The organism is Kluyvera sp. EC_51 (genome assembly GCF_019584505.1).
Lineage (GTDB): Bacteria > Pseudomonadota > Gammaproteobacteria > Enterobacterales > Enterobacteriaceae > Kluyvera > Kluyvera sichuanensis.
The window spans coordinates 42,306-54,592 of record NZ_VDAG01000108.1 but is presented as its reverse complement, the minus strand read 5'-3'; the positions used below and the strand labels follow the sequence as shown (position 1 = coordinate 54,592).

The 12,287-nt window shown below is 49.4% G+C and carries 10 protein-coding genes, 2 tRNA genes and 1 other RNA gene; 6 read left to right on the top strand and 7 right to left on the bottom strand.

Features of this window, described 5'->3' with window-relative positions:
- Positions 1-264: 264 nt before the first annotated feature.
- From FHC49_RS21475 to FHC49_RS21455, 5 genes are all read right to left on the bottom strand, one after another.
- Positions 265-349: transfer RNA gene (locus FHC49_RS21475), tRNA-Tyr, on the bottom strand.
- A gap of 34 nt (positions 350-383) precedes the next feature.
- Positions 384-515: non-coding RNA, RtT sRNA (locus FHC49_RS21470), on the bottom strand.
- A 44-nt stretch (positions 516-559) separates the two neighbouring features.
- Positions 560-644, bottom strand: a tRNA-Tyr gene (locus FHC49_RS21465).
- A gap of 162 nt (positions 645-806) precedes the next feature.
- On the bottom strand, positions 807-1,649 hold the full coding sequence (gene purU / locus FHC49_RS21460; RefSeq protein ID WP_185669725.1) for a formyltetrahydrofolate deformylase: 843 nt from the start codon (positions 1,647-1,649) through the stop codon (positions 807-809).
- A 45-nt stretch (positions 1,650-1,694) separates the two neighbouring features.
- The gene (locus FHC49_RS21455) at positions 1,695-2,153 is read right to left on the bottom strand and encodes a YchJ family protein (protein WP_220440818.1); all 459 of its coding nucleotides are present in this window, start codon (positions 2,151-2,153) and stop codon (positions 1,695-1,697) included.
- 111 nt (positions 2,154-2,264) lie between these two features.
- Between FHC49_RS21455 and rssA the strand changes: the two genes are divergently transcribed.
- From rssA to galU, 3 genes are all read left to right on the top strand, one after another.
- Positions 2,265-3,176, top strand: coding sequence for a patatin-like phospholipase RssA (gene rssA / locus FHC49_RS21450; RefSeq protein WP_185669727.1), 912 nt, complete (start codon positions 2,265-2,267; stop codon positions 3,174-3,176).
- 91 nt (positions 3,177-3,267) lie between these two features.
- Positions 3,268-4,281, top strand: a complete 1,014-nt coding sequence (gene rssB, locus FHC49_RS21445; RefSeq protein ID WP_220440817.1) for a two-component system response regulator RssB — start codon at positions 3,268-3,270, stop codon at positions 4,279-4,281.
- Between the two features lie 320 nt (positions 4,282-4,601).
- The gene (galU, locus tag FHC49_RS21440) at positions 4,602-5,510 is read left to right on the top strand and encodes a UTP--glucose-1-phosphate uridylyltransferase GalU (protein ID WP_185669729.1); all 909 of its coding nucleotides are present in this window, start codon (positions 4,602-4,604) and stop codon (positions 5,508-5,510) included.
- 167 nt (positions 5,511-5,677) lie between these two features.
- Here galU and hns read toward each other — a convergent pair whose 3' ends face one another.
- Positions 5,678-6,085: a histone-like nucleoid-structuring protein H-NS gene (gene hns, locus FHC49_RS21435; RefSeq protein WP_185669730.1), complete on the bottom strand. Its 408-nt coding sequence runs from the start codon at positions 6,083-6,085 to the stop codon at positions 5,678-5,680.
- A gap of 901 nt (positions 6,086-6,986) precedes the next feature.
- Between hns and tdk the strand changes: the two genes are divergently transcribed.
- Positions 6,987-7,616, top strand: a complete 630-nt coding sequence (tdk, locus tag FHC49_RS21430; protein ID WP_185669969.1) for a thymidine kinase — start codon at positions 6,987-6,989, stop codon at positions 7,614-7,616.
- A 139-nt stretch (positions 7,617-7,755) separates the two neighbouring features.
- Here the strand turns inward: tdk and adhE are convergent, their stop codons facing one another.
- Positions 7,756-10,425, bottom strand: coding sequence for a bifunctional acetaldehyde-CoA/alcohol dehydrogenase (gene adhE, locus FHC49_RS21425; protein ID WP_185669968.1), 2,670 nt, complete (start codon positions 10,423-10,425; stop codon positions 7,756-7,758).
- 496 nt (positions 10,426-10,921) lie between these two features.
- Between adhE and FHC49_RS21420 the strand changes: the two genes are divergently transcribed.
- Together FHC49_RS21420 and FHC49_RS24490 are read left to right on the top strand one after the other, a co-directional pair.
- On the top strand, positions 10,922-11,569 hold the full coding sequence (locus tag FHC49_RS21420) for a YchE family NAAT transporter (protein ID WP_220440816.1): 648 nt from the start codon (positions 10,922-10,924) through the stop codon (positions 11,567-11,569).
- 591 nt (positions 11,570-12,160) lie between these two features.
- On the top strand, positions 12,161-12,283 hold the full coding sequence (locus FHC49_RS24490) for a hypothetical protein (RefSeq protein WP_255581436.1): 123 nt from the start codon (positions 12,161-12,163) through the stop codon (positions 12,281-12,283).
- Positions 12,284-12,287 lie beyond the last annotated feature (4 nt).

Genomic DNA, 12,287 nt, shown 5'->3' with positions numbered 1-12,287 from the left:
TGCATAGGTCGGGTCTCAGTCCAGGGCATAGCGAGTCTCCTCTTCTATGCCAGTTATAACTGTTACCCATGTATCCGGTCTAAAGTGTTACCTATGTTTCCGGTTTGTACCTGCGCTTGGCCGGGCTTCAAGAACATTAACGCATTTGTAGCCCGGCCAAGCGCAGCGCCGCCGGGATAAATATGGCAGAGAGACAAATAGATTTAGAAAATTAAAAGAGATAACTAAGGGGGATTTTAATATTAGATGAGGTACTAAAGAAGATGGTGGTGGGGGAAGGATTCGAACCTTCGAAGTCGATGACGGCAGATTTACAGTCTGCTCCCTTTGGCCGCTCGGGAACCCCACCAGGGGTAATTCAAATTGTAGGTAAAGCTTGGAGATGGTGGTGGGGGAAGGATTATTCGTCGCTTCGCTCCTCACCCTTCGGGCCGTTGCCTTTGGCAACGTTCTCTCGCTTTCGCTCGGGTCGAACCTTAATCGAAGGTTCTCACCCTTCCCCGATAAGTGCAAACATCTGCATTGCTCACCGAGGTAACTACATCGCTGTAGTGAATAATGGTGGTGGGGGAAGGATTCGAACCTTCGAAGTCGATGACGGCAGATTTACAGTCTGCTCCCTTTGGCCGCTCGGGAACCCCACCACGGGGTAAAGCTTGGTTTTACTGGCCTGCTTCCTTCTGGGGAAGCGGGGCGCATCATATCAAATGACGCGCCGCTGTAAAGCATTCGTTTACCGAAAATGAACTGTTTGCATGCTTTTTGTCCGTAACGGATTAAAGCTAATCAATTCATTTCGCTAGCGATTAAAGAATAATCGTTCGGTTACCGTACACGAAGACGCGCTGTGCTAATACCTGGTACAGCGCACGGCTGAGAACGTTTTTCTCCACGTCGCGGCCGGCACGCATCATATCTTCCGCCGTGTAGGTGTGATCGACGTGAATCACGTCCTGCATAATGATTGGGCCTTCGTCCAGATTATCGTTCACGTAGTGCGCCGTAGCGCCAACAATCTTCACGCCGCGCTCGTAGGCCTGATGGTACGGACGCGCACCGATAAACGCTGGCAGGAACGAGTGGTGGATGTTGATAATCTTGTTCGGGAAGCGAGAAACGAATTCAGGCGTCAGCACGCGCATATATTTCGCCAGCACCACGTAGTCCGGCTGGTGCGCTTCAATGGCATCCGCCATCAGCTTGTCGTGCTCTTCACGCGCTAGCCCTTCATGGCTGACCAGCTCGAATGGAATACCGAAACGCTCAACCAGCGAACGCAGCGTGTCGTGGTTGCCAATCACGGCAGCGATATCGACGTCCAGGCCGCCATAGTTGGCCTTCATCAGCAGATCGCCAAGGCAGTGAGCCTCTTTGGTGACCAGAATCACGATACGACGGCGACCGGCTGGATTTAATTCGCGAACGGAGCCTTCCGGCAGCGCGCTGTCTAAGTCTGCCAGCAGGGTGGAGTCGTTAAAGATGCCTTCCAGCTCGGTACGCATAAAGAAGCGACCGGTACGGTGATCGACAAACTCGTTGTTCTGCACGATATTCAGCTCGTGCTTGTAGCAGATATTGGTGATACGCGCGATAAGCCCTTTTTGGTCAGGGCAGATGGTGCGAAGAACTTTACGTTGAATGGAATGCATTGCCGGGTAAATCCTGTTGATGATGTTTGCGAAGCTGTTCCGGGCTTATTGCCCGCAGCATTTTTTAAATTTTTTCCCTGAGCCACAGGGGCAGGGGTCATTTCTGCCAATTAATGGACGGGTGCCATCAATATAGTACCACTGGCCGTTTTCTTTTAAGAATCGCGAACGCTCAATGATGGCACCATTCTTGTTATTTTCACGAAAACGGGCCACGAAGCTGACAAAGCCTTCATCAGGCGAACGGCCTGGCTCGGTCGCGAAGACGGTCAGCCCCAGCCATTCGGTTTGACCAAATCCGTTCTGGATGTCGTCGCGGAAGGTTCCAGCCTGACAGGAGGGATGCCAGGTTTTCACCAGGTAATCGGCATCCCGCTTAACAAAGGCAGTGTAGCGCGAGCGCATCAGCAGTGACGGCTCGGCGGCACATTCGTTACCGGACAGATAACGCTGGCAACATAAGCTATACTCGAGAGCGCTGCCACAAGGGCACTGTTCAGACAAAGACAACTCCTGAATCGATAATTAACGGCGTTTTAACGCCCGATAGCACTATGTTAACCGAGCGCTGGCAATGATGCCACGCTATCAGTAAGAGGATGTTCATCGGTCGCAATGAGAAAAATCAAAATTGGCCTGGCATTAGGCTCAGGAGCTGCGCGAGGCTGGTCACATATTGGGGTCATTAAAGCGCTACAGAAGATGGGCATCGAGATTGATATTGTTGCAGGGTGTTCCATCGGTTCACTGGTCGGGGCGGCGTATGCCAGCAACCGGCTTCCTCAACTGGAAGAGTGGGTCTGTTCATTCAGTTACTGGGACGTTTTGCGCCTGATGGATCTCTCCTGGCGGCGCGGTGGGCTTTTACGCGGCGAGCGGGTGTTTAATCAGTATCGGCAAATCATGCCTAATGAAGTGATTGAACAGTGCGAGAGGCGTTTTGCGGCGGTAGCGACTAATCTGAGTACCGGGCGTGAGCTGTGGTTTACCGAAGGCGACCTGCACATGGCGGTACGCGCATCCTGCAGCATCCCAGGCTTGATGGCGCCGGTGCTACATAACGGCTACTGGTTGGTTGACGGCGCGGTGGTTAACCCGGTTCCCGTTTCGCTGACCCGTGCGCTGGGTGCCGATATTGTGATAGCGGTTGATTTGCAACATGACGCACATCTTATGCAGCAGGATCTCCTGTCCGTCCATATTCAGCCCGATGAAGAGATGAATGAATCAGCAGATGAGCTATCATGGCATGAGCGTCTGCGTGCCCGACTCGGTCGCGCCGCAGCGCGTCGTTCGGTGGTAGCGCCGACGGCGATGGAAATCATGACGACCTCAATCCAGGTTCTGGAAAACAGACTTAAGCGAAACCGCATGGCGGGTGACCCGCCGGATATTTTATTACAGCCGTTTTGCCCCCAGATCTCGACACTGGATTTTCATCGAGCCTCATCTGCAATAGCCGCGGGTCAACAAGCGGTTGAAAAAAAGACAGATGAGCTTTTGCCTTTGGTACAGAGTTCGACTTAAGGCATTTTTTTCGACTACTTCAGCATATTCTGACAGGCGATTATCACAATAGCATGCCACTATTTAATTATCGTCGGGCAGGGGAGACATCATGACGCAGCCGTTGGCGGGAAAACAGATTTTGATAGTCGAAGACGAACCCGTTTTCCGCTCACTTATGGACTCATGGCTTTCGTCACTGGGCGCGAAAACGCTGGTGGCGCAGGACGGCGTCGACGCTCTGGCGCAGATGGCGCTGCAAAAACCTGACCTGATGATTTGCGATCTCGCGATGCCCCGCATGAATGGGCTGCAGCTGGTAGAGCACGTCCGCAACGCCGGTGAGCAGATTCCAATCCTGATTATTTCCGCCACTGAAAATATGGCCGATATTGCCAAAGCGCTACGTCTTGGCGTACAGGACGTCTTATTAAAACCGGTGAAAGACCTGAACCGACTGCGTGAGACGGTGCTGGCCTGTCTTTATCCCAATATGTTTAATTCCCGGGTAGAAGAAGAAGAGCGGTTATTTGAAGACTGGGACGCGTTGGTTAACAATCCTGCTGCCGCGGCTAAGCTCTTACAGGAGTTGCAGCCGCCGGTTCAGCAGGTTATTTCACGCTGTCGTATAAATTATCGCCAATTAATGGCGGTGGACGCGCCGGGGTTGGTGCTCGATATTGCGCCGCTATCAGAACACGATTTGGCTTTTTATTGCCTGGATGTCACCCGGGCAGGGGATAATGGCGTGCTGGCGGCGTTATTACTTCGCGTGCTTTTTAATGGCCTGCTTCAGGAGCAGCTTTCCCACCAGGGGCAACGGTTGCCGGAATTGGGCAGTTTGTTAAAACAGGTCAACCAACTTCTTCGCCAGGCAAATCTTCCAGGTCAGTTCCCACTGTTGGTTGGTTATTACCATAGCGGATTAAAAAATCTTATCCTCGTGTCGGCCGGTTTGAATGGAACCTTAAATACCGGTGAGCATCAAATACAAATAAGCAATGGCGTTCCTTTGGGGACGTTAGGAACGGCCTATCTCAATCAAATAAGTCAACGCTGCGCTTCATGGCAGTGTCAGATTTGGGGTAATGGCGGCCGTTTACGCTTAATGTTGTCTGCGGAATGAGCAAACGCATTTTTTTACAGGGATAGCTTTAACAGCTTATCTGCCGTAGTGATACTATCTGGCAAATTGATGTGGATATACTCGTCATGTTTCAGCGTGCTGGTGCGTTGGTCAGGTTCATTACTTTTGTGACAGTGTTTCAATCTGTAACCTGAGTTTATGAGCGGCGTTCCCTCCTACAGCTCGACTTCTTCGAGTATTAATCTTAATTCGAGGTTAACGCATTCTTTTCGGAGCAGCCTCATGTGGCTGTGATGATATACTTATTGCGTTATTAATTAACGAGCAAGTTCAAAGTTTGAACAGTTCAGGAGATTTGAATGGCTGCCCTAAATTCGAAAGTAAGAAAGGCTGTAATCCCGGTGGCGGGATTAGGTACAAGGATGCTGCCAGCAACGAAAGCAATCCCTAAAGAAATGCTGCCGTTGGTGGATAAGCCTTTAATTCAGTATGTTGTGAACGAGTGTATTGCAGCTGGTATCACTGAAATTGTACTGGTTACCCATTCTTCCAAGAATTCCATTGAAAACCACTTTGACACCAGCTTCGAGCTTGAAGCCATGCTGGAGAAGCGCGTAAAACGTCAGCTTCTGGAAGAGGTGCAGTCTATCTGTCCACCACACGTGACCATCATGCAGGTGCGTCAGGGGCTGGCGAAAGGCCTGGGCCATGCGGTGCTGTGTGCGCATCCGGTCGTGGGTGATGAACCCGTTGCGGTTATTCTGCCAGACGTGATTCTGGATGAATATGAATCCGATCTGAGCCGTGACAACCTTGCTGATATGATTGCGCGTTTCGATGAAACTGGCGCAAGTCAGATCATGGTTGAGCCGGTAGCAGACGTGACGGCGTACGGTGTGGTTGACTGTAAAGGTGCCGCTCTGAACCCAGGCGATAGCGTCCCGATGGTTGGCGTGGTTGAGAAGCCAAAAGCGGACGTTGCGCCGTCTAACCTGGCCGTGGTTGGTCGCTATGTCCTGAGCGCTGAAATCTGGCCGCTGCTGGCAAAAACCCCTCCGGGTGCCGGCGACGAAATTCAGTTAACCGATGCTATTGATATGCTGATCGAAAAAGAAACGGTTGAAGCGTATCACATGAAAGGCAAAAGCCACGACTGTGGGAATAAACTCGGTTATATGCAGGCGTTTGTTGAATACGGTATTCGCCACAATACGCTGGGCGAAGATTTCAAAGCCTGGCTGCAAGACACGTTGGGCGTTGCGAAGTAATTTAACGAATGTTGCTAAAGCCGGGGAAACCCGGCTTTTTTATATCTGAATAACACTAATGGATAAAAAACGAGCGCCATTATGCCTGCTTGTTATCATCGCCGGTGTTTTTCAGATATAAAAAATCCCGCCGAAGCGGGATTTTTACGAAGCAGGATGGATTAACCTTAGATCAGGAAATCGTCCAGGGATTTGCCCTGTTCTTCCATTGCTTTTTTGATAACTGCTGGAGTACGGCCCTGGCCAGTCCAGGTTTTAGTTTCGCCGTTTTCGTCTACGTAGCTATATTTAGCCGGACGAGCAGCGCGTTTAGCTTTAGTGCCAACTTTAGCAGCAGCCATGCTATTCAGCAGTTCGTTCGGGTCAATACCGTCAGCAATCAGCATTTCGCGATATTGTTGCAGTTTACGAGTGCGCTCTTCAACTTCAGCAGCTGCCGCATTTTCTTCTTCACGACGTTCGTTAACAACAACTTCTAATTTTTCCAGCATTTCTTCAAGCGTTTCAAGGGTGCATTCTCTTGCCTGCGCACGAAGAGTACGGATGTTGTTCAAAATTTTAAGTGCTTCGCTCATTGTAGTAATCTCAAACTTATATTGTGGGGTGGTTTGTTGAGGTAATAATAGAGCGATAAAATCAGTTGTGCAATAGGGAAGAATGTAAGGAATTCAAAATAACCTGTTATTTGGTACGATATTTAATATGTATAAGTTAAATTGCTGACGAACACCCACTGCCGCGCTGCGCTTATTGTTGAAGGGCAACACGTGATTACACGCGGGATGCAGGACGGTTTACCCACATAAATATACTCCGTATGGATAAATATCAACCTTATGTATTAGCCAGAATGCATCCTTTGCCGAACACGGTTTTATCGTGGATAAAGGGGATGGATCCTTACCGCTTTGTGCCCTCCAGGCTTTCTGCTGCTAACCTTCATTCATCTATTTGATTGATAGCACGCGGCGATAAATTGTATACGCACGGTAAGTAAGTTCAATGGATGAAAAGGGCAATTGCGTCGTACGGTATACGGGGCTGCGGGGTTATGTCCATAGTTATGACGATGTTATTTTCGGAAAGTTACGTTTAATTTGCAGATAACAATGGTAAGGACTTCGCTACACAAATTGTGGTGGATCACATTTTCTCTGCTGAACTCATTAATCTTTTCAACTATTAATCTGGCTAGCTATTTTTTTACCCTGTGATCATTACACCTACGTGCGCGCAGGGGGGCAAACGATTAAATAGTTCAGTTGAATGATGATGTTACGGGGGGGTGCTGCAACATTATGCAAGACGGCGTTGAGGTATTGTTTAATATTCTCAGTCAGCGTCGTGTATACCCGTACGCTGTGATTCTCCCTATGTGGAGGTATACATAACGTCCAGATGACACAGGAAGCCAGGGGGCTAATATGGTACACTGCGCTCCGTTTAAAAAACGCATCGATTAGGACTCCTCAGCCAATGGCACAACTTTATTTCTACTACTCAGCAATGAATGCGGGCAAATCGACGGCACTTTTACAGTCGTCGTACAATTACCAGGAGCGGGGGATGCGCACCATCGTTTATACCGCTGAAATAGACGATCGCTTTGGTGCGGGTAAGGTCAGTTCGCGTATTGGCCTCTCATCGCCTGCAAAGCTGTTTAATCAAAACAGCCAGTTATTCGATGAAATTAACGCTGAGAACGCTCGTGAGGCGGTTAATTGCGTGCTGGTGGATGAATGCCAGTTTCTGACGCGTGAGCAGGTCTACGCGCTCTCTGACGTGGTGGATAATCTGGATATTCCGGTATTGTGCTATGGCCTAAGAACCGATTTCCGTGGCGAACTGTTTAGCGGTAGTCAGTACCTGCTGGCGCTCTCTGATAAGCTGGTTGAATTAAAAACGATTTGCTTCTGCGGGCGTAAGGCCAGCATGGTGCTGCGCCTCGATCAAGAAGGGCGTCCCTACAACGAAGGTGAGCAGGTGGTGATTGGCGGTAATGAGCGCTATGTCTCCGTTTGCCGTAAGCATTACAAAGAAGCGCTGGAAGAGGGCTCTCTGGCCGTTATCCAGGATCAACACAATCATACCTGCCGTTCTTGTTAATCCCTTCCTGATGCGTTTCCTGCCGTTTTAGAGACGGGCAGGGAACGTGTTGCTTTTTTTATACCGTTTATCAGGCATAAAAAAAGCCCCATCAATGATGGGGCTTGTTCATTTCGCTTTTCAGCCAGAAATGAGCGGATTATTTCTTCGCTTTTTTCTCTGCTTTAGCTGGAGCGGCTTCTTTCTTCTCTTCTACAGCGCCTTCTACGAAGTTACGGCCGTAGTAAGTATCCATCAGGATCTGTTTCAGTTCAGAAATCAGTGGGTAACGCGGGTTAGCACCGGTGCACTGGTCATCAAACGCATCTTCAGACAGTTTGTCAACGTGTGCCAGGAAGTCAGCTTCCTGTACGCCAGCTTCACGGATAGACTTAGGAATACCCAGTTCAGCTTTGATCTCTTCCAGCCAGCCCAGCAGTTTTTCGATTTTCGCTGCGGTACGGTCGCCCGGTGCAGACAGACCCAGATGGTCAGCGATTTCAGCGTAGCGACGACGTGCTTGTGGACGGTCGTACTGGCTGAATGCAGTCTGTTTGGTTGGGTTGTCGTTCGCGTTATAACGAATAACGTTGCTGATCAGCAGGGCGTTCGCCAGACCGTGAGGAATGTGGAACTGAGAGCCCAGCTTGTGCGCCATGGAGTGACATACACCCAGGAAGGCGTTCGCAAACGCGATACCTGCGATGGTGGCTGCACTGTGAACGCGCTCACGAGCTACCGGGTTCTTAGAACCTTCATGGTAGGACGCTGGCAGGTTTTCTTTCAGCAGTTTCAGAGCCTGCAGAGCCTGACCGTCGGAGAACTCGGAAGCCAGCACGGAAACGTAAGCTTCCAGGGCGTGAGTCACCGCATCCAGACCACCGAAAGCACACAGGGACTTCGGCATATCCATAACCAGGTTGGCATCAACAATCGCCATGTCTGGAGTCAGCGCGTAGTCAGCCAGTGGGTATTTCTGGCCAGTTGCGTCGTCGGTTACTACCGCAAACGGCGTCACTTCAGAACCGGTACCGGAAGTGGTGGTGATAGCAACCATTTTCGCTTTCACGCCCATTTTCGGGAACTTGTAGATACGTTTACGGATGTCCATAAAGCGCAGCGCCAGTTCTTCGAAGTGAGTTTCTGGGTGTTCGTACATGACCCACATGATTTTGGCTGCGTCCATCGGGGAACCGCCGCCCAGTGCGATGATCACGTCTGGTTTGAAGGAGTTCGCCAGCTCTGCACCTTTACGAACGATGGTCAGAGTCGGGTCAGCTTCAACTTCGAAGAACACGTCAGTTTCAACGCCAGCTGCTTTCAGTACAGAAGTGATCTGGTCTGCGTAGCCATTGTTGAACAGGAAGCGGTCGGTCACGATCAGCGCGCGTTTGTGGCCATCGGTAATCAGCTCATCTAACGCGATTGGCAGTGAGCCACGACGGAAGTAGATAGATTTCGGAAGTTTGTGCCACAACATGTTTTCAGCTCGCTTAGCAACGGTTTTCTTGTTGATCAGGTGCTTAGGACCAACGTTTTCAGAGATGGAGTTACCACCCCATGAACCACAACCCAGAGTCAGGGAAGGTGCGAGTTTGAAGTTGTAGAGGTCACCGATACCACCCTGGGAAGCAGGGGTGTTGATCAGGATACGCGCGGTTTTCATCTTCTGACCGAAGTGAGCAACGCGTTCTGGCTGGTTGTCCTGGTCGGTGTACAGGCAAGAGGTATGACCGATACCGCCCATCGCAACCAGTTTCTCAGCTTTCTCAACAGCATCGTTGAAGTCTTTTGCACGATACATCGCCAGAGTTGGAGACAGTTTTTCGTGTGCAAACGGTTCGCTTTCGTCAACCACTTTCACTTCACCAATCAGGATCTTAGTGGTTGCCGGTACGGTGAAGCCCGCCAGTTCAGCAATTTTGTATGCTGGCTGACCAACGATAGCGGCGTTCAGCGCGCCATTTTTCAGGATGATGTCCTGAACGGCTTTCAGCTCTTTGCCCTGCAGCATGTAGCCGCCGTGGCTTGCGAAACGTTCGCGAACAGCATCGTAAACGGAGTCAACAACAACAACGGACTGTTCAGAAGCACAGATTACGCCGTTATCGAAGGTTTTAGACATCAGAACAGATGCCACAGCACGTTTGATATCAGCGGTTTCGTCGATAACCACAGGAGTGTTACCTGCGCCTACGCCGATAGCTGGTTTACCGGAGCTGTATGCTGCTTTAACCATGCCTGGACCACCGGTCGCGAGGATCAGGTTGATATCTGGGTGGTGCATCAGTGCATTGGACAGCTCTACAGACGGTTGGTCAATCCAACCGATCAGATCTTTTGGTGCGCCAGCAGCGATTGCAGCCTGCAGAACGATATCTGCTGCTTTGTTGGTTGCATCTTTAGCACGTGGGTGCGGAGAGAAGATGATGGCGTTACGCGTCTTCAGGCTGATCAGCGATTTGAAGATAGCGGTAGAAGTTGGGTTAGTGGTCGGTACGATACCGCAGATGATGCCGATTGGTTCAGCAATGGTGATGGTACCGAAAGTGTCGTCTTCAGACAGAACACCACAGGTCTTTTCATCTTTATAGGCGTTGTAGATATATTCTGAAGCGAAGTGGTTTTTGATCACTTTGTCTTCAACAATACCCATGCCGGATTCGGCAACGGCCATTTTTGCGAGAGGGATTCGAGCATCTGCAGCGGCCAGAGCGGCGGCGCGGAAGATTTTGTCAACTTGCTCTTGAGTGAAACTGGCATATTCACGCTGGGCTTTTTTTACGCGCTCTACGAGTGCGTTAAGTTCAGCGACATTAGTAACAGCCATAATGCTCTCCTGATAATGTTAAACTTTTTTAGTGAATCATCTGCTCGACAAGTCAGTATAGACAAATCGCCTGCAGCTGGCGAAAAAGTTAAGGAAACAAGGTGTTATCCACGAACTGATTCACTGATTTACTAAAAGAGCTTCGATTTAGCCAAGGAGCTCACCGGCCAGGATACGCTATTTTTATGAAGGCGTTTCCCTTTCGGTGTAAGCAGATTACCCACTTCTGAGTACGATTTGCATGATCTAAATCAAGTTTAAGCCAAGCTGACACCTTTCAGCAGGGCGCTTTTAGCAAATTATAAATGCCGTTAATCAATCGTGAGTAGTTGTGGGCTTAACATTAGCATATTTTATACAACTCGGTAACACTCTGTTTTGTACCCGGTTTTATGGATAATTCAGATGAACCTAAAGCCTAAACAGGGTATTGTCAGCGCAAATTATGGTTTGCCGTTCGTCAACTACTAACTTTTAATGATGCTCTGGGGTTAACGTGATTCAAACGCTGTTTGATTTTCCTATCTTCTTTAAGTTCTTTATCGGCCTGTTTGCGCTGGTCAACCCGGTGGGGCTGATTCCTGTTTTCATCAGTCTGACGAGCAATCAGACGGCGATGGTGCGAAATAAAACCAACCTGACGGCGAGCCTTTCCGTCGCCATTATCCTGCTGACGTCTTTATTCCTTGGCGACCTGATTCTGCAACTGTTTGGGATCTCCATTGATTCCTTCCGCATCGCCGGTGGGATTCTGGTGGTGAGCATCGCGATGTCGATGATTAGCGGCAAGCTAGGAGAGGACAAACAGAATAAGCAGGAGAAATCGGAAACCTCGGTGCGCGAAAGCCTGGGTGTGGTACCGCTGGCTTTGCCGTTAATGGCCGGGCCGGGGGCGATCAGTTCGACCATTGTGTGGGGTACGCGCTTCCACTCTCTTCCTTATTTACTTGGCTTCTCGCTGTCCATCGCGCTGTTTGCATACTGCTGCTGGGGGATTTTCCGTATTTCGCCGTGGTTAGTGCGTATGCTGGGGCAGACGGGGATCAACGTGGTGACGCGTATAATGGGTCTGCTGCTGATGGCGCTCGGTATTGAGTTTATTGTGACCGGCATCAAATCTATCTTTCCCGGCCTGGTCGGTTAATTATGCTGCGGCGGTAGTGGCGTTGTGGTCGCGATTACCGCCGTGACTATCGGAAAAACATATTCTTAAACTTTTGTTGTAAGCTATACATAATTAATTTGAATGTTTTAAAAAATTGACTTTAATCAATCAGATACTCTCTCCACCTGTCTGCTTTCTCAGCAACTCATATGTTATTTCTCTCACACCATACTCTGGCGCTTGCTGTTAGATAATTGAAATGATATTAGTAATTTCAGTTTCAACGCAGAGTTATGTGCTAAAAAATAAGCAACTGTTAAATTTTCGTACAAAAAACGCACACCTTTGCAGAGCGCACATGTGCAGGGCGCTGGTTTTAATCTATCTAATTGAAAAATATTGATTTCAGATAGGTTAATTTTGCGATTACGCTACCGGGCAGCGCACAGTATGTTGAGCAAAAGAGAATTGCTTAACAAATTTGCAAATTATATTGGCGGCAGTGATAGGCATTTGGTACTTTCCGGCCTGAGTTATTCGCAAGATAAAATTTTGTAAACGGTAACTGTTTCTGGTTGTAAGCAGTTATTAACGGATAAGAAAAGTTTCCCGACAGGGGGGAAGCTTTTAATGAATCGACGTCAGGTTGCCAATAAGAGCAACCGTAATAAAAAAGTCGGTGATAGCAGCAGTAAAACGACCCGGCAGACGCAAAAATCTCCTGCGCTGTACGGGAACCCGAAACGGGATTAAACAG

Bases quoted from the DNA above. Each gene is read 5' to 3' on its own strand.
- tdk (WP_185669969.1), top strand. From the start codon at position 6,987: ATGGCACAACTTTATTTCTACTACTCAGCAATGAATGCGGGCAAATCG.
- purU (WP_185669725.1), bottom strand. From the start codon at position 1,649: ATGCATTCCATTCAACGTAAAGTTCTTCGCACCATCTGCCCTGACCAA.
- galU (WP_185669729.1), top strand. From the start codon at position 4,602: ATGGCTGCCCTAAATTCGAAAGTAAGAAAGGCTGTAATCCCGGTGGCG.
- hns (WP_185669730.1), bottom strand. From the start codon at position 6,085: ATGAGCGAAGCACTTAAAATTTTGAACAACATCCGTACTCTTCGTGCG.
- adhE (WP_185669968.1), bottom strand. From the start codon at position 10,425: ATGGCTGTTACTAATGTCGCTGAACTTAACGCACTCGTAGAGCGCGTA.
- FHC49_RS24490 (WP_255581436.1), top strand. From the start codon at position 12,161: ATGAATCGACGTCAGGTTGCCAATAAGAGCAACCGTAATAAAAAAGTC.
- rssA (WP_185669727.1), top strand. From the start codon at position 2,265: ATGAGAAAAATCAAAATTGGCCTGGCATTAGGCTCAGGAGCTGCGCGA.
- rssB (WP_220440817.1), top strand. From the start codon at position 3,268: ATGACGCAGCCGTTGGCGGGAAAACAGATTTTGATAGTCGAAGACGAA.